General features: G+C 37.4%; 19 protein-coding genes. 15 read left to right on the top strand and 4 right to left on the bottom strand.

Annotation, left to right across the window (positions count from 1 at the left end; all coding sequences use genetic code 11):
- Positions 1-13 precede the first annotated feature (13 nt).
- Positions 14-1,636, top strand: coding sequence for a UxaA family hydrolase (locus D0817_RS01665; RefSeq protein WP_127336647.1), 1,623 nt, complete (start codon positions 14-16; stop codon positions 1,634-1,636).
- A gap of 808 nt (positions 1,637-2,444) precedes the next feature.
- Here D0817_RS01665 and D0817_RS01660 read toward each other — a convergent pair.
- Positions 2,445-3,473 carry a LacI family DNA-binding transcriptional regulator gene (locus D0817_RS01660; protein WP_127336646.1) on the bottom strand — a complete coding sequence of 343 codons (1,029 nt, stop codon included), beginning with the start codon at positions 3,471-3,473 and terminating at the stop codon, positions 2,445-2,447.
- A 286-nt stretch (positions 3,474-3,759) separates the two neighbouring features.
- On the opposite strand from D0817_RS01660, the gene D0817_RS01655 reads away from it, so the two are divergent.
- The 12 genes from D0817_RS01655 to D0817_RS01600 all read left to right on the top strand — a co-directional run bounded on the left by D0817_RS01655 (position 3,760) and on the right by D0817_RS01600 (position 20,714).
- Entirely contained in the window at positions 3,760-5,199 is a 1,440-nt protein-coding gene (locus D0817_RS01655) for a glycoside hydrolase family 28 protein (RefSeq protein WP_127336645.1), read from the top strand.
- Positions 5,200-5,235: 36 nt separating this feature from the next.
- Positions 5,236-8,340 (top strand): SusC/RagA family TonB-linked outer membrane protein, encoded by a 3,105-nt coding sequence (locus tag D0817_RS01650; protein WP_127336644.1) that lies wholly within the window; start codon positions 5,236-5,238, stop codon positions 8,338-8,340.
- Between the two features lie 12 nt (positions 8,341-8,352).
- A complete protein-coding gene (locus D0817_RS01645; protein WP_127336643.1) occupies positions 8,353-10,026 on the top strand; it encodes a RagB/SusD family nutrient uptake outer membrane protein in 1,674 nt (557 codons plus the stop codon).
- A 96-nt stretch (positions 10,027-10,122) separates the two neighbouring features.
- Entirely contained in the window at positions 10,123-11,058 is a 936-nt protein-coding gene (locus D0817_RS01640) for an alpha/beta hydrolase (protein WP_127336642.1), read from the top strand.
- Between the two features lie 11 nt (positions 11,059-11,069).
- On the top strand, positions 11,070-12,035 hold the full coding sequence (locus D0817_RS01635) for a DUF4861 family protein (protein WP_127336641.1): 966 nt from the start codon (positions 11,070-11,072) through the stop codon (positions 12,033-12,035).
- A gap of 4 nt (positions 12,036-12,039) precedes the next feature.
- Positions 12,040-13,263 (top strand): glycoside hydrolase family 88/105 protein, encoded by a 1,224-nt coding sequence (locus D0817_RS01630; RefSeq protein ID WP_127336640.1) that lies wholly within the window; start codon positions 12,040-12,042, stop codon positions 13,261-13,263.
- Positions 13,264-13,281: 18 nt separating this feature from the next.
- Positions 13,282-14,502: a glycoside hydrolase family 88/105 protein gene (locus D0817_RS01625; protein WP_127336639.1), complete on the top strand. Its 1,221-nt coding sequence runs from the start codon at positions 13,282-13,284 to the stop codon at positions 14,500-14,502.
- A gap of 23 nt (positions 14,503-14,525) precedes the next feature.
- The gene (locus tag D0817_RS01620; RefSeq protein WP_127336638.1) at positions 14,526-15,746 is read left to right on the top strand and encodes a glycoside hydrolase family 88/105 protein; all 1,221 of its coding nucleotides are present in this window, start codon (positions 14,526-14,528) and stop codon (positions 15,744-15,746) included.
- 81 nt (positions 15,747-15,827) lie between these two features.
- Positions 15,828-17,426: a glycoside hydrolase family 43 protein gene (locus tag D0817_RS01615; RefSeq protein WP_127336637.1), complete on the top strand. Its 1,599-nt coding sequence runs from the start codon at positions 15,828-15,830 to the stop codon at positions 17,424-17,426.
- A gap of 6 nt (positions 17,427-17,432) precedes the next feature.
- Entirely contained in the window at positions 17,433-18,419 is a 987-nt protein-coding gene (locus tag D0817_RS01610; RefSeq protein WP_127336636.1) for a pectinesterase family protein, read from the top strand.
- A 20-nt stretch (positions 18,420-18,439) separates the two neighbouring features.
- Positions 18,440-19,789: a glycoside hydrolase family 28 protein gene (locus D0817_RS01605; RefSeq protein ID WP_127336635.1), complete on the top strand. Its 1,350-nt coding sequence runs from the start codon at positions 18,440-18,442 to the stop codon at positions 19,787-19,789.
- Positions 19,790-19,970: 181 nt separating this feature from the next.
- Entirely contained in the window at positions 19,971-20,714 is a 744-nt protein-coding gene (locus D0817_RS01600; RefSeq protein ID WP_127336634.1) for a rhamnogalacturonan acetylesterase, read from the top strand.
- 17 nt (positions 20,715-20,731) lie between these two features.
- On the opposite strand, the gene D0817_RS01595 is transcribed toward D0817_RS01600, so the two are convergent.
- Together D0817_RS01595 and D0817_RS01590 are read right to left on the bottom strand one after the other, a co-directional pair.
- Entirely contained in the window at positions 20,732-21,760 is a 1,029-nt protein-coding gene (locus D0817_RS01595; RefSeq protein ID WP_127336633.1) for a helix-turn-helix domain-containing protein, read from the bottom strand.
- A gap of 17 nt (positions 21,761-21,777) precedes the next feature.
- A complete protein-coding gene (locus D0817_RS01590) occupies positions 21,778-22,758 on the bottom strand; it encodes a helix-turn-helix domain-containing protein (protein ID WP_127336632.1) in 981 nt (326 codons plus the stop codon).
- Positions 22,759-23,105: 347 nt separating this feature from the next.
- Here D0817_RS01590 and D0817_RS01585 point away from each other — a divergent pair, with 347 nt between their 5' ends.
- Positions 23,106-23,702: a hypothetical protein gene (locus tag D0817_RS01585; protein ID WP_193555347.1), complete on the top strand. Its 597-nt coding sequence runs from the start codon at positions 23,106-23,108 to the stop codon at positions 23,700-23,702.
- Between the two features lie 364 nt (positions 23,703-24,066).
- Positions 24,067-24,243, top strand: coding sequence for a BF3379 family histone-like protein (locus D0817_RS01580; protein ID WP_127336630.1), 177 nt, complete (start codon positions 24,067-24,069; stop codon positions 24,241-24,243).
- 233 nt (positions 24,244-24,476) lie between these two features.
- On the opposite strand, the gene D0817_RS01575 is transcribed toward D0817_RS01580, so the two are convergent.
- Positions 24,477-25,517, bottom strand: a complete 1,041-nt coding sequence (locus tag D0817_RS01575; RefSeq protein ID WP_127336629.1) for a GntR family transcriptional regulator — start codon at positions 25,515-25,517, stop codon at positions 24,477-24,479.
- Between the last annotated feature and the right edge of the window lie 361 nt (positions 25,518-25,878).

The raw sequence follows: 25,878 nt of genomic DNA, 5'->3' as shown, positions 1-25,878 counted from the left end.
ACATACAATAGTTATGGAAACGCAAAAAAAATTAATAAAAGTTAACCCTACTGATAATGTAGCGGTAGCTTTGGTAAATCTGGTGGCTGGAGAGGTGATTAACTTTGAAGGTGAGGATATTACAATTGAAACTGATGTAAAAATGAAGCATAAAATTGCTTTGGTTCCTTTTGACATCGGAGACAGGATTATTATGTACGGTGTTTTGGTTGGAAAATCAAGTGCCAGAATCGAAAAAGGCGGATTGCTTTCTACGGTAAACGTAAAACACGAAAGTGATAAAGTGACCGGTAAAACGGAAACTATCGGCTGGACAAAACCGAATATCGATAAGTGGAAAGACAGGACTTTTCTGGGCTACCACAGAGAAGACGGACAGGTTGGAACTGAAAATGTATGGTTGTTTTTCCCTTTGGTTTTCTGTGAAAACAGAAACATCGAAATATTAAAAGATATCTTCGAAAAGGAATTAATGAAGCCAAAGGAAAACGATTATCAATTACTGCTTCGTTCTTTGGTGAAAACGGAAACGGGCGGTGCAGGTAATGAAGCGGCTTCAAATGATGCTAATTTATTCAATAATATCGAAGTAAAATTTATCACGCATCAGGGTGGATGTGGCGGAATTCGCCAGGATTCGCACAGTCTGGCTAAGTTACTGGCCGGATACGTAAACAATCCAAATGTAGCCGGAGCTACAGTTCTGAGTTTAGGTTGTCAGAATCTTCAGATTCAGATTTTCAAAGATGCTTTAGATGCTATAAATCCAAACAGTAAAAAACCGGTGTTGATTTACGATCAGCAGCAAATAGGAACTATTGAAACGATGCTAAGCAGTGTGGTAAAAGATACCTTCGAAGCGATTAAAAAAGCAAACGATATAAAGAGAACACCGGCACCATTATCTAAATTAACCATTGGACTGGAATGTGGCGGATCTGACGGTTTTTCCGGAATTTCAGCCAACCCGACATTAGGGGTAACTTCAGATTTACTGGCCGCTTTGGGCGGAACAACAATCCTTTCTGAGTTTCCTGAATTATGCGGAGTAGAGCAGGAACTGGTCAATCGTTGTGTTGAAGAAGAAGGCGGAAAACGTTTTCTGGATTTAATGCAATGGTACGAAAAAACAGTTGTTGATGCCGGTTCAGGATTTGATATGAATCCGTCTCCGGGAAACATTAAGGACGGTTTAATTACGGATGCGATGAAATCTGCGGGAGCTGCTAAAAAAGGTGGAACTTCACCGATTACAGGTGTTTTTGATTATGGGGAATATATCACAAGACCAGGATTAACACTGCTTTGTACACCAGGAAACGATGTTGAATGTACGACCGCAATGGTAGGTTCGGGAGCCAATATGGTTTTGTTTACAACAGGCTTGGGAACTCCGACGGGTAACCCGATCGCACCGGTGGTGAAAATTTCGTCTAATACTGAATTAGCCAGAAAGATGTCTGATATTATTGATATCGACACCGGAGGAATTATCACAGGTGAAAAATCGATAGACGAAATGGCTGATGAAATGCTGGAATTCATCATTGAGGTTGCAAGCGGTACCATTAAAACCAAAGCAGCAATCTTAAACCAAAATGATTTTATTCCGTGGAAAAGAGGGGTTTCACTTTAAGATTTTCAACATAATATAAATGTAGAGACGCACAATTGTGCGTCTTTTTTTTGTTTTACCATATAAGTGATTTAAGAAAATATAAGCTAGAGATTGTGATGGTTTAAATGATTAAAAAAAGAGTTGCCACGAATTGCACGAATTAGCACGAATCTTTACGCTAATAATTTGTGTAAATTCGTGTAATTCGTGGCAAAAAAAGGCGACAGCTGTGCGTCTCGATAACAAATGCTAATATGAACTTACATCACTTACATGGTAAATATTCGTGCAAATTCCTGTAATTGCTTCGCCTGTTCGCTATCGCTCGGGTCGTGGCAAAAAAAAGACGTACAGCAGTACGTCATATATATTGTCTAAGCGAAATAGAACTTGAGCGATAACAAACTTATATGAACTGATATAACTTATATGGTAAAGATTCGTGCAAATTCGTGCTATCAGTGGCAAAAAAAGGCGACAGCTGTGCGTCTCGATAACAAATGCTAATATGAACTTACATCACTTACATGGTAAAATATTCGTACAAATTCGTGTAATTGCTTCGCCTGTTCGCTATCGCTCGGGTCGTGGCAAAAAAATCTTTTCAATCGTTTAATCTGTGGCAAAAAAAAAGAATCACAACAGCTTAACTAATATGAACTTACATCATTACATGGTAAAAAATTCGTGCAAATTCGTGAAATTGCTTCGCCTGTTCGCTATCGCTCGGGTCGTGGCAAAAAAAATCTGTTCAATCGTTTAATCTGTGGCAAAAAAAAAATCACAGCAGCTTAACTAATATGAACTTATATGGTAAAAAGACAATTTAAATGGTACTTCTCGAAGACGATTTACGAATGTGTAATTCCGGTGCGAGCACTACCTTTTTTTCGATTTTAATAGTATCCGTTTTGTCAACCTGCTCCAGAAAAACACGCGCTGACATTTTTCCCATTTCAAGAGGAGACTGATCCACAGAAGTAATCGATAATTCCATAAATTTGGTAAACGGCTCGTTACTGAAACCCGCCACGCAAAACTCTTTTGGGATGCTGATGTTTTTATCCTTTAATTCCTGAATGGCTCCCAAAGCAGCAAAATCACTCGAAGAAAAAATAGCATCAGGCGGAGTTTTGAGTTGTAATAGAGCATTCACAGCCTCTTTCCCGGACTCTACACTACTTTTGGTGCGAATCACATATTCTTCATTAAAAGTTATTCCGTTGTCCAGTAGCGCTTGTTTGTAACCCAAAAACCTGCTTTTAAAAATTTCAAGGGACTGATCTCCGGAGAAATGAGCGATACTTTTACAGCCTTCGTCAATAAGATGTTTTGTGGTAATATAACCGCCTTTAAAGTCGTTGATAGTTACAGAACTTACACCATCAATATGTTTGCTTCTGTCAAAAAATATAAGAGGTACATTTTTTTCTAATACATAATGAAAAGCGCCTGTATTTTCGTTGGTTATGTCCGTAACAGACATTAGTATACCATCTACCTGAGCGTCAATTAGCGTATACAGGTTTTCGTTTTCTCTTTTCGGATCTTCGTGCGTCTGGCAAATAATAACCTGGTAGCCATGCGGATGTAATTCTTCTTCAATACCCCTGATTACAGACGCAAAGAAATTGCTGTCAATACGGGGAACAATAACACCTATATTATTACTGCGGCCACTTTTTAATGCGAGGGCAAGTTTGTTCTGCTTGTAATTCATTGAAGCTGCCGTTTTGATCACTAACTCACGCGTGCTCTCTTTTATTTTCGGATTGTTGTTTAACGCTCTGGAAACTGTAGCGGCAGTGATATTCAGTTTTTTGGCAATATCATAAATGGTTATTTTTTCGCTCATTCAAAAGGTTTTCAAGTTAATTACCGGACAAAAATACATTTTTTTTATCTAACAAATAAAAATTGTTATCGATTACCATAATTTATATCTCAAACGTTTGCAATGTAACAATCATAATAAATTATGTCTTTTTTTACATTAAGTGTAAATATAATTCATAATAAAAATTAAATATATAAATTTTTTCGAAATAAATTTGGTGCAATCAAACTATTTTTTTACTTTCGTGTAATCGATTACATAAAAGGTTGCATTTGCTGGCCTCCAATCATAAAACTTTCTTTAAATGATTACAAATAAGTGTATAACATTAAAAATTACAGCCGTTTTCGGTTTGATATCCCTGCTTTTTTTGTCTTGTGCGAAACAGGTTTCCGGTATTTCTGAAGCTGATCCCTGGAAAAAAATGGATTTAGTCATTAAAGGCATCCCTTTGACGCATTTTTCTGATAAGACTTATAATGTAAAAGATTTTGGTGCTGTAGCAGACGGCAAAACTTCTAATACGCTGGCTTTTGAAAAAGCAATTAAGGAATGTACCAAAAACGGAGGAGGAAAAGTACTGGTTCCAAACGGGAAATACCTGATAGGGCCGATACATTTAGAAAGCAATGTGAATCTGCACTTAGAAGATCAGGCAGAAATTCTTTTCAGTACAGATGCAAAAGAATATCCTTTGGTTCATACTTCATGGGAAGGAACAGAACTGATGAATTATTCTCCTCTTATATATGCAAAAAACAAAACAAATGTTGCGATAACCGGTAAAGGTACTCTTAACGGTCAGGCCAATAGTACGAACTGGTGGATTTGGTCAGGAGGTAAAAACTATGGCTGGCAAAAAGGAATTCCGTCGCAAAATGATCCGACAAACCGTGAAGTTTTGATTGATATGGCCGAAAAAGGTGTTCCGGTTTCCGAAAGGATTTTTGGGGAAGGACGTTATTTGAGACCTGGTTTTATTCAGTTCTTCGAATGTAATACAGTCCTGATAAAAGATGTTACCATTATTAATGCGCCTTTTTGGGTTATACATCCCCTAAAATCAACTAATATGATTATTGACGGCGTAACCGTAAACAGCCACGGACCTAATAATGACGGTTGTGATCCTGAATATTCCCAAAATATAATTATCCGGAACTGCACCTTTAATACTGGAGACGATTGTATCGCCATTAAATCCGGAAGGGATGCAGACGGAAGAAGAGTCGCTATTCCAAGTAAAAATATCATTGTTCAGAACTGCAAGATGATAGATGGCCACGGCGGAGTCGTAATGGGTAGTGAAATATCTGCAGGTGTCAATAATGTGTTCGTTGAAAATTGCATTATGGACAGTCCAAATCTTGACCGGGCGATCCGAATCAAAACCAATTCGAAACGTGGCGGAACAACAGAAGATATCTATGTAAGAAATCTCAAAGTGGGAACCGTAAAGGAGTGTGTTTTATTAGCCACCATGACCTATAATGTATACGGAGGCCAGGAGGGGAATTTTATACCGGCCATCAGAAATATCAGCCTTGAAAATATCAAAGTGAAAAACGCAGGAAAATATGGAATCCTGGCCGATGGTTATGCATCATCCCCAGTGGAAAATATTACGTTCAAAGATGTCGTAATTGAAAAAGCAGATTCAGTCTATTCACTTAAAAATGTGAAAAATGTAACCTTTATAAATACTTATATCAATGGAAAAAAAGTAGAATCAATTAAAAACTAAAAAAAACTATCAATTAACCAAACTATTAAACAAACTATGAACATTAAAGAACTATCAAAGAAAAAAATAAAATACAATGTGGTATTTTTATTTTTCCTGAATTTCCTGTTAAGTAACACCGTAAGCGCTCAGTCTACAGTGATTGAGGGTAAAATTACAGATGCGACAGGATTATCACTTCCGGGAGTAAATATTCAGGAAAAAGGAACTAAAAACGGAACTTCAACAGATTTTGAAGGAAGTTTTAAATTGAATGTTAGCAATAACAAAGCCATATTGGTTATTACCTATTTGGGTTTTCAGACACAGGAAGTAAGTGTAGCCGGGAAATCTAAGGTAAACGTGAGCCTTGCAGAGCAGTCGAATTCCTTAAATGAAGTGGTTGTTGTGGGATACGGAACCGTAAAAAAGACAGACTTAACAGGTTCAGTAAGCACCATTAGTGCGGCAACGATTAGCGAAAGAAATACAACCAGTGCCCTGGAAGCCATTCAGGGAAGCACACCGGGGGTTAGCATTACATCTTCTTCAGGACGCGCCGGTGATGGGTTTAAAGTGGTAATCAGAGGAAATAACTCTTTGGTAGGATCTTCTCCTTTATATGTTGTAGACGGTGTTCCGGTTGATAACATCGATTTCCTTAATCCACAGGATATCTCAAGAATGGATGTTTTAAAAGATGCCTCTTCTGCCGCGATTTACGGTTCAAGAGGGGCTAGTGGTGTTATCATTGTAACTACAAAAAGCGGTGCAAACGTAAAATCCGGAATCAATGTAACTTTTGACTCATCTTATGGTACAAGAGAAGCGGCAAGACTTCCGAAAATGATGAATGGGGAAGAGTGGTGGAAATTTCACCAGGTTGCTTACATGAGTGCAACACCTGCAACTCAGACTCCGGCACAGCTGGCAACATTATCAGGAAATCAAAGTCCGCTATTAGTATCAAGAGCCAACAGCGGTTACAATTTTGACTGGGCAGATGCGGTTCTTAAAACGGGTATGACCCAAAATAACTATCTGAATGTTTCAGGACGTTCTGATTCAGGTTTAAGTTATAATTTAGGTTTTGGAATACAAAGTGATGAAGGACTTATTGACAACGATTCAACCGATAAATATTCTTTTAAATTAGGATTAAATCACAAGATAAACGACAAATTCACAACAGGTGCCAACATCACTATTGCCAGAGTTTCAACACAACTGGGAAGTGATTTAGCGATGCAGGACGCTTTCAGACTTAGTCCGCTAATGTCTCCATGGGCTGTCGATGCTGCCGGAAATGAACAAGTAGGAAATTTGTTTTTTCTTCCTGGAAAACTAACGTATCCTGATGGTTCGTGGGCAATTAATAAAACGAGTGCCGTAAACCCGTTAATGGAGATTGCCAATTCTTCCCAAACCGAAAAAACATGGCAATCCGTAGGTAACGTATTCTTTCAGTACCAGCCCTTAAAATGGCTTTCTTTTAAAACCACATTTGCTGCAGGAATAGAAAATACAGTGACAAGCACCGGATATGGTGCACAAACGAATGCAGGGGTTACCTTAAACGGAAAAAACTCAGCATCGATTAAAAACTTCAACAATTTCAATTACACCTGGGATAACCAGATTGATTTGAAAAAGACTTTTGCTGAAGTACATGATTTTAGCGTATTATTATTACAAAGTTTATATTCTAACACAGATGAAACTTCTTATTTGTATTCTAACAATCAACCTTTTAATACAGGATCAAATAATATGGGATCCGGAGTTCAGACGAGTTACAACATAAATTCCGGCTATCAAAAAAATACATTGAGTTCGTATGCCGTTCGTTTAAATTATACATTCAGAGATAAATATTTATTAACGGCTTCTTCCAGATGGGACGGATCATCTGTTTTGTCGGAAGGCAATAAATGGCAGAGTTTCCCTTCTGTAGCCTTAGGATGGAAAATCAACAAAGAGTCGTTCTTAGAAAACAGTACTGTCATTTCAGACTTAAAACTACGTGCGAGTTTAGGATATACAGGAAATGATAACGTAGCGCCTTACACTTCTCAGGCTTTATTGAACCAGCAGACTTTTTATGCCAACGGAGCGAATGTAGTTTCAGGCTGGCAGACAGAAAACCTGGCGAATCAGGAATTAACCTGGGAAAAAACGAGAGAACTTAACTTCGGACTTGATTTTGGGTTCTTAAAAAACAGAATTTCGGGTAGTGTTGATGTGTATGACAGATTATCAGATAAGTTAATTTACAAGCAGGAATTACCTCTTGAAGCAGGATATAAAAATACTTTTGCCAACGTGGGTTCTGTAAGCAATAAAGGTATCGAAGCTTTATTAACAACTAAAATTATTAAGAGTGACTTCGTAAGCTGGGAAACTACTTTTACTTTTACTAAAAACGTAAATAAACTGGAATCCATCTACAACCAGGATAAGGTTAGTGATGTTGGAAATAAATTATTTTTAGGATCAGAGTTAAACCCTAATTACAATTATGTATATGATGGGGTATGGCAGGAAAGCCAGAAGGCAGAAGCGGCAACTTATAACATGCTGCCTGGTCAGGCAAAACCAAAGGACCTGAATAATGATGGTAAATTTAATAGTGATGACAGAACTATAATCGGAAACGTAAATCCGGACTGGCAGGGAAGTTTATACTCTAAATTAACAGTAGGGAATTTTGATTTCAACTTTTCGGTATTGGCAAGTCAGGGACAAACCGTTTTGAGTACTTTTCACCAAAATTTTGCCGATGTCAGCGACAGAGGACGCCAGAAATTAGCAATGGATTACTTTATTCCAACAAACGGAGCAGGTATTGAGTCGAATGCGAATAATACAAACCCAAGACCGGGACCGGTTGCCACTGGTGCAGGAGCGTACTGGACTTCTTTATTCGGGTATTACAGAGATGTTTCTTATGTGAAAATTAAAAATATATCTTTGGGATACACATTCAATACAGAGTTATTAAAAAGACTTAAAATGAGCAACCTGAGAATTTATGTAAATGTTTTAGATCCATTTGTATTCACAGATTTTGATGGATATGATCCGGAATGGGCTGCATCTACTTTCGGAGTAAACCGTCCGGCATCAGTGACTACGCAGTTGGGAATAAGTGTTAAATTTTAATTAAGACATCAAATGAAAAAAATAATTATATTAGTAGGAATTATGCTAGCTGCTTTAAGCTCTTGCAGCGATTATATTGAAGAAGAAAGCCTTTCGAACGTACCGGCAGACCAAACCTATAAAACCGCATCAGGATTTCAGTTATTGGTCAACTCAAATTACGCCTGGTTAAAAAGTATCTACGGAGGAAATCCGTGGTTGTTTGAATCAGGAACAGACATGTATGCTGAAGGAAGAACACCGGAACCGGCAGGTTTAAGCCAATACACGCTTTTAATCCCGACAGCAGATAACGTAGCTGATTTGTACCGTCCTTGTTATCAGTTAATCCAATCGGTAAATAAAACAATTTACTATTCGGGTATAACCGAACAGACTCCCAACTTAAATACTTTAGTAGGAGAAGCCAGATTTTTAAGAGCACAGGCCTATTTTTTACTGGTACAGACCTATGGAGGCGTTGCCATCGTAGACGAGCATATCACGAGTCCTGTTTTATCTTTTAAAAGAAATACCGCAGAAGAAGTGTACACAAAAATTATCGGAGATTTAGACGCTGCCTTAGCTAGTGTCGGGACTTCTGCCTACAGCACTTCCGGAAAAGTAAACAAAAGAGCCGTAAATGATTTACTGGCTAAAGTTTATTTAACCAGAGGATACGAAACATTTGGCAAGCCTGATGATTTCTCAAAAGCAGCAGCTTATGCTGACGCAGCTATTGCCGGACAAACCTTAGGTCTTGCTTTCGATCAGTTATTTAAACCCGGAAACGATTTAAATGCAGAAACGATCTTTTCTGTTCAATACGACAAAGCGTCAACAAGTACAGATCCGACAAAATTAGGAAATAACCAGTTTTACTATTTTGGCCCTTATTTGGGGGGAGCAGAAACGGGTGCACCATTAAGAAGCTACAACTTATGCCCGACAGCTTATGCTTTGAGTTTATATGAAAAGGGTGATAAAAGATGGGATGCTACTTTTATGACTGAAATTCTGGAAGGTCCTGAGACCAACAACGGACAAACGAAAACAATTCTTTATTTCCCGTATTACAGAAGTGCAAATCCAGCTGCCTTAAAAGTGAGACATTTTTACGAGCCGAAATGGTTTACACCTGCAGACAGATTAGCATGGGAAACAGCTAACGCATCCAGAAAAGCAGCCACTTTTGTATATCATCCATGGGGAGAATACGATGCAGCACATACTTTGATCGATAACCGTGACTGTTATACCATCCCGGTAAAGAAATTCGATGACCCGGATCCAACAACACCATCCAGTACAGGTCCTGTGAGTACAAGAGATATTATTTTGGCCAGATTGGGCGAAACATATTTAATTGCTGCAGAAGCCTATTTAAAAGCAGGGGTACCAACAACAGGTTTAGACCGTTTAAACGAGGTGAGAAGAAGAGCCGGAGTAGCCAATGCAACAATCGGACAATTCAACATCGATTATATTTTAGATGAAAGAGGAAGAGAACTGGTGGGAGAATACAAACGCTGGTTCGATTTAAAACGTACCGGAACATTAGTGGCCAGAGCTTCAGCGTATAATTATAAAATTAAGGCCGCAAACTTTGTTGGCGTAGGCGGACAGTTGAAAATTTTAAGACCAATCCCTCAAACGGCACTGGACTTAAATCAAAATAAAGATTTTCCACAAAATCCCGGATATTAGTAATTTGTAATTTTGAATTATTAGTTTTTTTGAAGCAGTTAAAAAGGAGTCTGAACATGGTCAGGCTCCTTTCTTAACTAAAATAAGAAATTGAAGATGAAAAAAATAGTAGTACTTGTAGTCTTGTTTTTAACAGCCATCGATGCTCGAAGTCAACACCTTGCAGATACTTCCTACACCGTAAAAAGTACCTATACCAAATTAATAAGTTCGTATCCCTTTATCACAATTGCCAGGGCAGAAAAAAATCTAAATGTCAATCAGCTGAATGAGGTGGTTTATGACCGCAACAAAAGCAGGCACTTACATTTTGATGCCTTTTTAAATATAAACAAAAAATTAAATCCCGCTGTAATCCTGATTCATGGAGGAGGCTGGAGATCCGGAAATAAAAACCAAATGCACGAGCTGGCACAGGGAATAGCTTCAAAAGGATATTCTTGTTTTTCCATCGAATACAGATTATCAACAGAAGCAAAATATCCGGAAGGGATTTATGATGTAAAAAATGCGATCCGGTTTATAAAAGATAATGCAAAAAGATTCCGTGTAGATCCGGGCAAAATTGCGGTTTTGGGATGCTCTTCGGGCGGACAAATGGCAGCTTTGATCGGTACAACAAATGGAAATCCGGCTTTTGAGGATGCAGCGAACACAAGCAAATCCTCTTCAGCAGTAAATGCAATTATCGACATAGACGGTGTTCTGGCTTTTAAGCATCCCGAATCAAAAGAAGGGGAAATGGCCGCTTTCTGGCTGAATGGCACGTATGAAGAAAATCCGGAAAACTGGAAAAAGGCCTCGGCTTTAAGCCATACAAACAAAAATACGGCACCGGTGCTTTTTATAAACAGCAGTTTCGAAAGATTTCATGCCGGAAGAAACGATATGATTGCCATTTTAAATCAGAATAAGATTTATAATGAGGTTAAAACACTGGAGAATTCACCACATTCCTTTTGGTTTTTTCAACCCTGGTTTGGTGAAACAGTGGTTTGTACAACACAGTTTTTAAATACAATTTTTAAATAATTTACCCTATAATGAAAGCAAAAATTAAAATAGCAACATTATTTTTATTAGGTTTTACTGCCGCAAATGCCCAAAAATACGATATAAAAACAGCTAAAACCTATGCTGAAATTTCAGCAAAAACGGACGGAAAGTGGGAAGGCCGCAAATATATTGGCGGTACAGTTTTTAAAAATACAGATAAACTAAAACTATCTCCGGAACATACCGATCACTCCTTTGATATTCGTTATGAAGGCCCGGGATGGGAAAATAACAGAATTGGTTACCGTTTGTATTTAGACTGGAGAAATGCAATTGACATTTTCGGAAAGAAAACTTCGGAGAATATCTTACCCAAAGTAGGACAGGATAATTTCGATTCGTACCACGAAATGAGCGATTGGGGAGCAGATATCCTGAAAGCCGGAAAAGGAATCGGAATCGGATCCATCGATCGTTACCTGAACAAGGAGAAATTACACTTCCGTGAAGTCGATTCAACAATCGCTTATGTGAGCAATAAAACCAACGAATCGGTGGTAAAAATTGATTATTACGGATGGAAAACAGCGGCTGATAAAATCAATTTCACCTCAGAACTGACCATTAAACCGGATCAGCTTTATACACAGCATACCATAAAAGCATCCAAAGCCATTCAGGGAATTTGTACCGGAATCGTAAAACAGAAAAATACCGAATTGCTTAAAAAAGAAAGCAAAAATAAAAAATGGGCGTATCTGGCCACGTACGGCCAGCAATCATTAGTTCCGGATAAACTTGGAATGGCGATTTTCTACCAGGTAAGTACGATTGAAACTATTCAAGATACAGATTTAGATTATTTGCTAGTATTCAAACCCACAACCAAATCGACTTCATTTTACCTTTTGGGCGCCTGGGAACAGGAAGTAAACGGCATTAAAACACAGGAAGAATTTGTAAAATACCTGAACGAAAAATTAGAAATACTAAACAAAAAAGGTAAAATGTAAGCGTATGTTTAAATCGGTCTGTATAAAAATCAATTTTATAAAATGCCTAGTTGTTTTACTGCTGATTTTTAGTGGTAAAACAACGGCGCAGCAGCAGGATGATTCAGAAAAAGGGGGGATTTCCTATCAATTAAAATGGTCGGAAAGAACAGCACTTTCGATTTTAAATCAATACCCGAATGCCTGGCAGCTGGATGGTAATGACAAACCCAAGTGGGATTATAAAATGGGTTTTGTATTGTCCGGTTTTGAAAAATTATATCAGAAAACAAACAACAAAAAATACCTCAAGTACATAAAAGACTACGTTGATGAAATGATCGACAGCACCGGGAACCTTAAAAAATACGATATCAAAGAATACAATATCGATTACTTAAGCCCGGGAAGACTCTTGTTTAATTTATACGATCTTACAAAAGATCAACGCTATCTGAAGATTACGGGTCAATTGAGAAATCAGCTCGAAACCCAGCCAAGAACACCAAGCGGAGGATTTTGGCACAAACAGATTTATCCGGACCAAATGTGGATTGACGGTTTGTATATGGGCGAGCCTTTCTACGCGCAATTTACCGTAAAGTATGAGAAAGGAAGAAGCTTAAACGATATTGCCAGACAATTTGAACTGGCACAAAATAATATTACAGATAAAAATACCGGTTTACAATATCAGGCCTGGGATGAAAGCAAAGCAATTGCCTGGGCCAATAAACAAACCGGAACCTCGCCAACGATCTGGGGACGCGGAATTGGCTGGTACATGATGGCTTTAGTAGAAACTTTGGATTATTTTCCGAAGTCACATCCAAAATACAAAGTATTGGTCGGATACCTGAATCAGGTTGCCAAAAATGTAAACGAATACAAGAGTCCCGAAGGCTTGTGGTATCAGGTGGCAGATAAACCTCAGTTATTTGGGAATTATGTTGAACCCTCCGCTTCAGGAATGATTATTTATGCCTTTGCAAAAGGGGCAGACAAAGGATATTTGCCATCATCCTATAAAAAAACAGCCCAAAAATCTTTTGAGAGTTTTGTAAAAGAATTTGTAAAAGTGGATAAAAAAGGAGAAATAACTATTCTGAATGTTTCTTCCAATGTCGGGCTGGGAGGGAAACCGTTTCGCGATGGCACCAATGATTATTACCTGACTGCAAAGACAAAAGAAAATGGTGCAATAGGTATTGGAGCATTTTTGTTAAGCGCAATTGAGTTGAATAAATAACCGTAATACCTCTCCGGAATGATGCATTATAGAAAGAAAAATTATTGTATTGCTGTCCTGATAACAGGGTTTTTACTGTTTTCATGCAGCAGATTAACAGCCCAGCAAACTTCAAGTCCGGCAGTTGTCATTTCCAAAGATTTAAAATGGTCCGAAAGAATGGCACTTTCTATACGAAAAAGGGATCCGAAAGCCTGGCAAATCGATAATAACGAGAAAACCAAATGGGACTATAAGCTGGGATTGGTGATGACTTCTTTTGAGAAACTTTACGAAGCGACCCATAATCCGTTGTATGCCAATTATATCAAAGACTACGCTGAAACGGTTATCAACAGCTCAGGGGGAATTCTGAACTACAAACTGGAAGATTATAATATCGACAATATCAATGCCGGGAAAATGCTTTTTGATCTGTACGCCAGAACAAAAGACGATCGGTATCTCACAGCCCTGAAAACGCTCCGGAAACAGCTGGAAACGCATCCGAGAACAAATTCGGGTGGTTTTTGGCATAAAAAAATCTATCCCAACCAAATGTGGCTCGACGGTCTTTATATGGGAACTCCTTTTTATGCGCGCTATACGGCAGCGTTTGAAGGAGGAAAGGATTTTGATGACATTGCAAAACAGTTCGAGCAAATTCAGCTGCATACACTGGATCCCAAAACAGGACTTCTTTTCCATGCCTGGGATGAAAGTAAACAAATGGACTGGGCAAGTAAGCAAACGGGAACTTCACCCAATTTCTGGTCCCGTTCTATCGGCTGGTACATGATGGCTTTGGTGGATGTTTTGGACTATATGCCCAAAGACCATTCAAAGCGTAAAGAATTGATTCAGTACTTAAATGAAATTGCCAAAGCGGTCGCAAATTATCAGGACGAGACCGGACTTTGGTACCAGGTGACCGATGCAGGAAAAAAAGAAGGCAACTATCTCGAAGCATCCGGATCTGAAATGTTTGTGTACGCTTTTGCGAAAGGAGCAAACAAAGGCTATTTGCCTGCCCGTTATAAAAAACTGGCCAATAAAGGTTTCGACGGCATAATAAAAAAATTAATTACTGTTGATGCCGATGGCGAAATTCACATCACACAGGTATGCGCCAGTGCCGGATTAGGAGGCAATCCGTATCGCGACGGTTCGTACGAATATTACATAAGAGAGAAAATAAAAACAGACAATTCCCATGGATTGGGGCCGTTTATTCTGGCCGCACTGGAATTAAAAAAATAATAGAATTTAAATATATTTTGAAAATGAAAAATAACAGAAAAAAAGGATTTGTATCGGTTGTAATACTTGGACTTATGGTTTTGACAAGCTGTAAAGTAACCTCTCAGGTACAGGCAAATAAGGATATCGTTATTTCTAAAGATTTAAAATGGTCCGATAAAATGGCTTTGACCCTGATGAAACGTCACCCCCAGGCTTATATGATCGACGATTCAAAAACAGCCAAATGGGATTATGTTCACGCCTTGGTTCTGCATTCCATCGAAGAATTATATAAAAAAAATCCGGATCCGAGATACAAATCCTACATAAGGGGTTATGTAGACACGCTGGTGCAGAATGACGGCGGTATCAAAACCTATGAACTGGACAAGTACAATATTGATTTAGTCGTGCCGGGACGTCTTCTTTTTGATATTTATGCTACTTCGAAAGAACAAAAATACCTTACAGCCTTACAATCCATCCGCAAGCAGCTTGCCGAACAGCCACGTACAAAAAGTGGGGGATTCTGGCACAAGCAAATTTATCCGAACCAAATGTGGCTGGACGGTTTGTATATGGGAGAGCCGTTTTATGCACAATATACCGTAACCTTTGAGAACGGGAAAAGCCTGGATGATATCGCAAAACAGTTTGAGCTGATCAAATTGCATGCGACCGATCCAAAGACAGGATTATTATACCACGGTTGGGACGAAAGCAAAGAAATGCCATGGGCAAACAAGGAAACCGGAAACTCTCCTAATTTCTGGTCCAGAGCTTTAGGATGGTATGCCATGGCTTTGGTCGATGTGCTGGATTATTTTCCAAAAGACCATCCAAAACAAAAAGAACTGGTTAAATATTTAAATAACGTTTCAGCCAGTTTAGCCAAATATCAGGACAAATCCGGTTTATGGTATCAGGTAACCGATCAGGGCGCAAGAGAAGGAAATTATCTGGAAGCGTCAGGATCGTCAATGTTTGCTTATGCTTTTGCAAAAGGAGCCAACAAAGGATATCTTCCTGCAAAATATAAAAAACTGGCCAACAAAGCCTTCGACGGCCTAACCACACAGCTGATCAAAAAAGTAGATGAGGACGGCGGAATTACCTTAACGCAGGCCTGTCAGGTAGCGGGTTTAGGCGGAAATCCATATCGTGACGGATCCTATGAATATTACGTAAACGAAAGAAAAAAAGACAACGATCCCAAAGCAACAGGCCCTTTTATTCTGGCAGCACTGGAATTGAACAGATAATAAAAAATCCAACCTTTTTTGGTTGCACAAACCTGACGGGTTTTTAAAACCTGTCCCGTCTATAGAAAGTTAATAAAAAGAATGAAAAATTTTAAAGCCCTTTTTTTTCTGTTATCCGTATTTTCGATACAAACGAATTTCGCACAAGCGTGGATTCCGGATAACGGGGACGGAACATACACCAACCCGATTATTCATGCCGATTATTCAGATCCGGATGCGGTTCGGGTAGGGGATGATTTTTATATGACGGCTTCTTCTTTTAACTGCATACCGGGATTACCTATTCTGCATTCCAAAGATTTGGTCAACTGGAAAATTATCAGCTACGCACTGGCAAAACAGCCTCCATTCGAAACCTATGATAAAGTGCAGCATGGGAATGGCGTTTGGGCACCGGGCATTACCTTTCACAACAAGGAATTTTATATTTATTATCCTGATCCTGATTTTGGAATTTATATGATAAAATCTAAAAAAGCCGAAGGCCCCTGGTCGGAACCGCTTTTGGTGAAAGCAGGTCTTGGACTTATTGATCCAAGTCCTTTATGGGATGATGACGGAAAAGTATATCTGGTTCATGCCTTTGCGGGAAGCCGCGCCCAGATTAAAAGTTTGTTGGTAATTTGTACCATGAATGCAGAAGGAACTGTGGCGAACAATGACGAGGTCATGATAATTGACGGACACGAAAGCGAAGGCACCATTGAAGGTCCCAAGTTTTACAAACGAAATAATTACTATTATGTTTTTGCTCCGGCAGGAGGCGTTTCAACCGGCTGGCAAACCGTTTTAAGGTCAAAAAATGTCTGGGGACCTTATGAGAAGAAAAAGGTTTTAGAACAGGGAAAAACCAGTATAAACGGCCCTCATCAGGGCGCCTGGGTACAAACCCAAACAGGCGAGGACTGGTTCATTCATTTTCAGGATAAAGGCGCTTACGGCAGAATTGTGCACCTGCAGCCCATGAAATGGGAAAACGACTGGCCTGTAATGGGACAGGATTTGGATAAAAACAGGATCGGGGAACCGGTCACCACTTTCAAAAAACCAAATGTTGGTAAAAAATACCCAATCGAAAACCCGGCCACATCAGACGAATTTAATTTGCCTAAATTAGGACTGCAGTGGCAATGGCAGGCCAATTCCAAGATTTATTGGGGTTTTCCAACCAGTTCAGGTTATTTAAACTTGTTTTGTATAAACAGTAGTAAGGATGAAAAGAAAATTTTTGAGGCTCCCAATCTGTTGCTGCAAAAATTTCCCGCCGAAGAATTTACGGCTACCACCAAACTGACTTTTAATGCCAGACTAGACGGAGAAACTACCGGACTTTTAGTAATGGGTTTGGATTACAGTTATTTGTGCCTGAAAAATAATAACGGTAAATTATACTTAAATCAGAAAACAGGAACTTTTGACAAAACAGTTTCAGAAACAGAAACTAAAGCTGTTTTGGTGGAAAACAATACGATATACCTAAGGGTTCAAGTTAAAAAAGGAGGAATCTGCAGTTTTTCATATAGCTCAGATGATCTAAAATATCTGCCCATTGGTACTGACTTTGTGTCGAAAGAAGGAAAATGGATTGGCGCCAAATTAGGGCTTTTTGCCTTAAGCCAAAAGGTGACGAATGATTCCGGTAATGTAGCCGTGGACTGGTTCAGAATAACGAAATAAAAGAAGATGATTTCATTAAAAAAAACAGCGCTGCTTTTTTTAGTAGTGACAGGATTTGGAGCAATCGCCCAGAACGCCACTAAAACCGCTACGAATAAGGTAACCATTGTAGCTCAGGACGGTTCGGGAGATTTTACAAAAATTCAGGATGCCATAAATGCGGCTCCGTCATTCCCGTATGAAAAAGTAACCATCCGTATCAAAAACGGAACCTATGCCGAAAAAGTCAGAATCCCGGAATGGAATACGCACGTGGAACTGATTGGAGAAAGCAAAGAAAACACCATTATTACTTTTGATGATAATTTTTCGAAAATAAATTTAGGAAGAAACAGTACTTTTCATACCTATACGGTTTTGGTGGAAGGAGATGATTCTTCAGTATCCAACTTAACCATAAAAAATAGTTCAGGCGATAATGGTCAGGCCATTGCATTGTCATTGGTGGCCAATCGCGTGCAGGTTTCAAATTGCAGGCTACTGGGAAATCAGGATACTTTGTACCTGTCCGGACGGGAAACAAAACAGTATTTTAAGGATTGTTATATCGAAGGGACAACCGATTTTATTTTTGGAAGTGCTACGGCTTTATTTGAAAATTGTGTGATTCACAGCATAAAAAGCTCCTATATTACCGCTGCTTCAACTCCGCAGGGAAATGATTTTGGTTTTGTTTTTAAAAATTGCAAACTCACAGCCGATCCTTCTGCGACAGCCGTTTATCTCGGAAGACCGTGGCGAATTTATGCCAAAACAGTGTTTCTGAATTGTGAGATGGGCAAACAGATCAAACCGGAAGGCTGGCAAAACTGGTCCAAACCCGAAGCGGAAAAGAACACTTTTTATGCTGAATACAATTGCAAAGGCGAAGGATATCAGCCGACAAAAAGAGTTTCATGGTCGCATCAGCTTTCAAAAAAAGAAGCTGAAAAATATACCATAGAAAATATCCTTAAGGACAGTGTACCGAACTGGTTTTCCAGACAAAAATAGTTTTCACAAAAACAAAACATATGAATTTCAGATACCTTCTTTTTCTAGTAATTTCATTTACTTCCTTTGCACAGAAAACGGATTTTCCAACTGCAGAAGCAGCTGCGATTGCCAATAGGATCCAGCTGCCTGTTTTTCCTTCGTATCAGGTAAATGTTGTGAAACTGGGAGCAAAAGGAGATTCTGTAACCAATAATAAAGCCTTTTTCGACAAAGCAATGGCCTTGTGCAAAAAGAACAAAGGCGGAACCATAATTGTGCCCAAAGGCATTTATAAAGTAAACGGCCCGATTCATTTTGTGAGCAATGTTAATCTTAAAATAGAGAAAGGTGCTAAAATTAAGTTTAGTGATAATCCCAAAGATTATTTGCCACTGGTGCTGACCAGCTGGGAAGGAACCATGCTGTACAATTACAGTCCGCTAATTTACGCGTACGAATGCTCGAATATTGCCATAACCGGTGAGGGAACAATTGACGGCGAAGGAGGTACTGCCTGGAAAAGTTTTAAGGCCAAAGAAAACGACGGCAAAATGCGCAGTCGTGAAATGAATCATAACAGCGTGCCACTGAACGACAGAAAGTTTGGAGAAGGTTATTTTTTACGCCCGCAGCTGATTCAGTTTTTTAATTGTAAAAATATCCTGGTTGAAAATATCCGTATTGAAAATTCCCCGTTCTGGTGTCTGCATTTGTTGAAATCAGAAAGTATCACCATTCGTGGAATAAGCTATAAATCACTGAATTACAATAATGACGGAATTGATCCGGAATACGCGAAAGATGTTTTAATTGAAAATGTAAATTTCGATAACGGCGACGATAATGTAGCCATTAAAGCAGGCCGTGATCACGAAGGAAGAGCCAATTCGGCAACTCCAAGTGAAAACATTGTGATTAGAAATTGTAATTTCAAAGGACTACACGGAGTCGTTTTAGGCAGCGAAATGTCTGCCGGAATTCAGAATGTGTATGTAGAAAATTGTAAAACCATTGGCTATCTGAAAAGAGGGATTTATATAAAAACCAATGCAGATCGCGGCGGTTTTATAAAAAATATCTTTGTGAATAACCTGCAGCTTGATGAAGTAGAAGACTGCCTGTATATCACAGCCAATTATCACGGGGAAGGAAGCGGTTTTCAATCGGACATATCGAATGTTTATTTTTCGAATATTTCCTGCAATAAAGCCACAGAATCCGGAATTGTAATACAGGGATTTCCGGAGAAAAAAATCAGGAATATCTCTTTAAACAACATCGAAATAAAATCGGCAAAAAACGCCCTGTCAAATGAAAACGCCGAGAATGTCCTTATGACTGATGTTTTTATTGGTCAGCGGGCCACTGTTCCTTCGGCTGCTAAGTAGGTTTTTTTTTAAGGTTCAAAGGAACAAAGGTTCAGAGGAACAAAGGAGCAAAGCTTTGCGTAAACCTTAGCGAACCTTGTGGTTAGCATTTACTTTCAAATCCAATAATCGAAAAATCCAATAATCGAAAAATCTAATAATCCAAAAATCTAATAATCCAGAAATCCAAAAAAAACAAAAAATGAAATACTTCCTTTCCATTTTATTTTTAATTTCCGCGAGTTGCCTGGCACAAAAAACAACACTGTATTGTATTGGCGATTCCACAATGGCCAATAAAAAAGATCCCGATAAAAATCCGGAACATGGGTGGGCGCAGGTCTTGCAGCCGTTTTTTAATGAAAATATTATTGTAGAAAACAAAGCGGTAAACGGACGCAGTACCAAAAGTTTTATCAACGAAAAACGCTGGGATTCCATCTGTAAAAAACTCAAAAAAGGGGATTATCTTTTTATAGAGTTTGGCCATAATGACGAAAAAATAGCAGATTCGACCCGATACACCAATCCGCACACAAGTTATCGTTATAACCTAATCCGGTTTGTGAAGGAAAGCAGGGAAAAAGGGGCTGTTCCGATTTTATTAACTTCTATTGCAAGGCGAAATTTCAACGAGCAAGGGGTTTTGGTGCCTACTCATGGCGACTATCCTTTGGAAACAAGATTAGTGGCTCAGGAATACAAAGTACCTTTTATTGATTTAGAATATCACACCGAATTGCTGGAGCAATCCTATGGTCCCGAAAAATCAAAGTCACTTCATTTACATTTTAAGGCGGGGGAAGTTCCTTATTATAAAGAAGAGAAAAATGATGATACCCATCTTTCTCTAAAAGGTGCTGTGGAAATTGCCGGAATCGTGATTAATCAAATCAAACTTTTGGAAGATCCTTCTCTTGGTAAACTCAAAAATAGCATCAAATAAAGATTTGAAATTCCTTTTCAGGTTACAACTTGAGGAGCACGTCGGGACATTTTCCGATAGGTTTTTTTGACAAAGTCTTCTGATGGTTTTCGTTGAAAAACAGCATAATATTTCGAGTGGAAATGATTCATTCTAGTATAACTTAATTCATATACAATTTCGATTAGCGTACTGTAATTACCGCTTTGAAGTAATTTATTGGCTAAAATCATTTTTTCTTTTAAAAAAAGTTTTTTCGGACTATCATTAAAATGCTTTTTAAATAACATCTTATATTTCGTAGAAGACATGCCCGCCATTTCCGATAAGAAATTTATGGTAGGGAAGGGATTGCACAAATCCTTTAAAAAATAATCCTGCGTTTTGATAACAGCCTCAAGCTCTGTATCCGTAATATCATTTTTTTTGGCCGATAAATTTTCATATCGGTTTAAAAAATTACCCAGAAGTTTTAGCGAAATTCCTTTTAAGTACGAATCGAATGAAAGTTCAAAAACAGATTTATCCATAAGGGATCTGATCAGTAAAACACTATTGCTGTCAATATTGTCATAATAATAAAGAGATTTTTGCTCCAACTTGTTTTCTTGTTTCTGAAACTCTCCGACAGCGGTTGTCTCTAAAAGTTCATTCAGTAATTTTTTATCAACCAGCAGGCGTAAGGCCAGCGTTCGTTCGTTCACAGAAGGTTTAAAAGAGCTTTCCGTCTGATTGTCGATAATCGCAAGGCCGGGATTTTTATGTGAACCAATTTTATAATCTGCCCTATCAATTTTTATAGAATTCACGGAATCACTTAAATCAAAATGAAATATATAAGATTCCTCGTCTGATTTTAAACGGTTTATTTCAACTGGTTCAGTCAAAACAAAATCGACAAACAGTACAGAAATCCCCTCAGCTACGGGTGTAAAGTAGGAGTGCCCCTTACCAAGAGTTTCGGGTATAACAATTATTTTATCATCAATAAGTTTCCCTTTTATCTCCTGAACTAATTGTTGTTGCCATTCGGGCGTTAAACTATACAAATGATTAATTTTTTTCATAACTGTGGATATTTGAATTATAATTGTTTTATAAAACTCCTTGGTGATAACCCGAAATGTTCCTTAAAGTTTAAAGTAAAATGAGAATTATTACTATAATGAAGCCTGCTGGAAATTTGGGATATGGTTAATTGTTTGTCTTCAAGAAGTTCCTTTGCAAGGGCCAGTTTATTGTTCATAAAAAAAGAATTGGGTGTTAATCCGGTTATCTTTTTAAACAAATTTTTAAATTTTGATTCAGACATTTCCACCTTTTTTGCCATTAATGAAATGCTGGGAAAAGGTCCTTCAATATTTTCAATCAAAAACATTTGCATTGCAATTATATTTTGAATGTCTGATTCCTTAACGGTTTGAATGATAATCCTGTTACGGGCTATCTTTTTTAAATAATTGGACATCAGCATATGTACTGTAGCCTTGAGATGTAAATCGAATACCGGACCGCCCACTTTCAGTTTGCGAAGATCATTGAGAATATGAAAGCTCTCGTTACTGATCCTGTCGTATCTGATGATCGTATTTTTTTTAGGATCGGTAATTTTCTGCAAATCTGAAAAAAGCACCGTATCATCTTTAATAAAAGCGGCAAGCTTACTCTTATGCACAAATATGCAAAGCGCATACGTATGACTTCCTGATTTTATCTGGTAATTGGTTTTTAAGGTACCGTCAATGACTGCTAAATTATACTTCCAGCGGCCTAAATCGCAGATAGTATTGTTGGCGGCCAAACGAACTTCACCGTCGGTAAGGTCGTAATAGAAACCTATAAAATCATTCTTTGAGTTTTTCTGAACAAAATGGAGGTTTTTATAATATTTTACATTGATATAATAGGCTACAATCCCGTCCTCACATTCGAGAAAATACCGGGTCCCGGATTGTATATCTTCGGGAACAATTATAAAATTGTCCTTTATCTTTCCTTTGAGTTTTCTTGCAAGCGGTTTTACCCAGCTTAAGTCAGCACAATAAGAATGTTCTATTATTTTCATGTGGCATTTATTATGGTATACAATAGTTTTACTGCTTTAGATTTAAGGGCATAAAAAGAATTAAATACACTTATTTCTTTCTGTTTCTTTAATTCTGTTTTTGTAAGAATTTAAATTAGATTTGCTTTTCGGAGGTAATGTACTATAAAAAATCCGAGCTTACTTAATCCGATTTATAACTGTAGGGTTTCATTTGATAACTGTAATTTTTGACGCATTTTAAGCTTATAAAATGCCTTACAAAAAGATTTTTTTGATTTGAAAAATTTGTAAAAAACCTTATTCTGATATTTTTATGTCTGAAGTGTGCTTCCTGTAATTTTTATTCCGCTTAATTTCGTTTTTTCATGACAAGAATGAAAAAAAACAAATTTGAATGGCTAATTACTAATACGATCAGGATGAATACTTCTAAATTTTCTGCAGAGTTTGAATTGAATATTAATGAAATACAAAAGCTCAATAAAATGTATTTTAAGCGCTTGTATAAAGGAAGAGTAACTTTCTTTTTTGTAATTATCATGGTGTCTTTTCTCCTTTTTGATTTTCTTAATTTAGAAAGCCAGGAAGATTTTTTCAGGTTTCAGTTAAGGAGTTTAGTCCTTATTGTGTCGTTTTTTATGTTTCATTATTCATTTGTAAATGCAACATGCAGAATTCTTTTTAAATTGGTGAGAAGGCTCATGGGGTATAGCAGTCTTATCAGGAAATATAAGCTCAACTTTACCAGTTCTGATATTCATGTAAATTCTCCCTTAGGTGCTTTTGTTCATAAGTGGAGCCAGATTGATAAAGCCGTTTTAACTAAAGACTTCTTCTTTTTATATGTTAAGGATAAAGATCAGCACATTATCTCTATTTCAAATAAATGTCACGGCAACAGGAATATGAGTGATTTAATAACATTTGTAGATTGTCATGTAACGCAAATTATGAAAATGTAAGAAGATCGTTATGGTTCATTGCAGATCCTCACAATATAGAAAAGCTGCAACTGTCCAATTTGAAAGCTTCAAGATCTAAAGGAGCAAAGGTTTATCTCTTTTTAAATGCTTTGTACCTCCCTTAAAGTGGCAGGCAATGTTAGGAAATTTAACTAAAATGAACCATTACGGTAAGTTTAAATAAAAAAATAATTAATAAAAACCCGCGTAAATATATCTGTAATTGATTGATAATAAGTTCTGAAGCGAATCAGTTAATTTAATATTAAGCACTCAGACAAAAACAGATACAATTTTAACATTAAAGATGCGTTATCTATCAAGCAAACTTTTATTTTTGCGCCTTAATTTAACAAGTATAAGCATGAAAGATCTATTAGTAAAAATCAACGCCGAAATCGACACATTCAAAGCAGAAGCTGAATCACTTACTGAAAAAGGTGTTAAAGCTGCTGGAGCTAGAGCACGTAAATCAACTTTGGAAATTGAAAAACTTTTAAAAGAGTTTAGAAAAGTTTCTATCGAAGAATCAAAAAAATAATATTTGTATTCAGAAACAAAAACCTCGTTTAAGTAAATTAGACGAGGTTTTTTTATGGATTTTATTCAAGGTTCAAAGTGGCAAAGGTTCAGAGGTGCATAGATTTGAAGGATGGAACAAACAAAGAAGGTGTTAATAGGCAGAAATTTCAATTATAAAAGTTAAAACATAAGTTATTAAGATAAGAAACTAAACCTTTGCGCCTCTGAACCTTTGCCACTTTGCACCTCTAATCAAATAGAATTTCGATCAATAAAATTAAACGGAACTTTTACCTGTCCTTTTTCCTTATTAAGGATCATTCTGGCAGCAGTTTCTCCCATTACATTAAAGTCGGTAGACATTACCGTAATTCCCAAAAGTTCTTTTAGCGGCGTATCGTTATAAGAAATCACTCCGATGTCTTCTCCTAAAACCAGTTTTTTGTCCCTGATTTGTTTCATGAGATTCACCAGATCAGATTCTTCGATAGTGATAAATAAATCGCCTTTTTTGAGGATCATGTCATCATACACTTCACTCAGAATCTCAAAATTTATTTCATGCTCGACACAAAATTTTCGGAATCCGTGCAGAATTCTTCTCGGATAAGGGTAAACGGCTTTGTCCGGGTACACTAAAATCAGTTTTTGGTATTTTGTTATTTTAGAAAGTCCTTCTTTTAAAGCATTGTAGATGTCATTCTCAAAATCCTGGTAAATTTTAATAATTTCACCTTCCATTCCGATTTTAATGTTATCCATTATCACCAGTTTTTCTTTTGGGATTCTCTCAATGGCCTTTACCACATCATCGGTAAAACTCAAATGCTTTAATTCATCAGTTTTGAAATGGGTTGTAATGACATAATAATCGTAGGCACCTTCAAATTTATCCAGTAAGTTCAGGAATAAGGTTTCATCGCAGTGATAAATATGCAGATCAGTATGCGCATTTGCTCCGACAGTGTTAATAAACGAGTTGTACGTTTTCATTTTGTACGCACTCAGTTTATTGAATAAAAAAAGAATATTTACTTTAGATTCAAGTTTGGTACGGGTAATATAATAGCCTTTCCCCCTGATGGAAGAAATTATTTTTCGTTCTTTTAAAATATTATATGCTTTTTCAACGGTATCCCTGGACATGTAAAATTCCTCGCTAAAACTGTTGATGGAAGGGATTTTTTGATTTATTTTCAGATTTCCGTTAGCAATATTCTGCAATATAGAGTCTACAATTTGTTTGTATTTGGGAACCCTGGAATCTTCATCAATTTTAATAAGTTTAATCATTTTGCAGGTCTTGTAAATCAGGCTTGATTGTAATCCGGCCTCATTTGAAATTATATTTTAATCTAAAGCCATCTGAATATTTACGACTGATAATTTTCGTACAATAAAAAGAATAGAAAGTAAGGCTTATTTTATGTTTGTTATAATTTCTTAATTTTCACAGAAATGAGGATATGATAATTACGAAATCGATTGCTAAAATAGCTATTTTAAATTTATTTTTCTACTAAATTTTGGTTGTTCTTTCTAATTATCCTTAGTTTTAACATAAATCAAAAAAAGGTAAAGGATAGTACAGGACAGTTTTCTTTTTTACATTCTCTTATTTTACAAAACCAGATTAACTATCAGAATAACCACA

This window comes from Flavobacterium cupreum, from assembly GCF_003996965.1.
In the GTDB taxonomy this organism is placed as follows: Bacteria; Bacteroidota; Bacteroidia; order Flavobacteriales; family Flavobacteriaceae; genus Flavobacterium; species Flavobacterium cupreum.
Note: the sequence above shows the minus strand (reverse complement) of the source record. Positions and strands in the feature narration are given on the sequence as shown.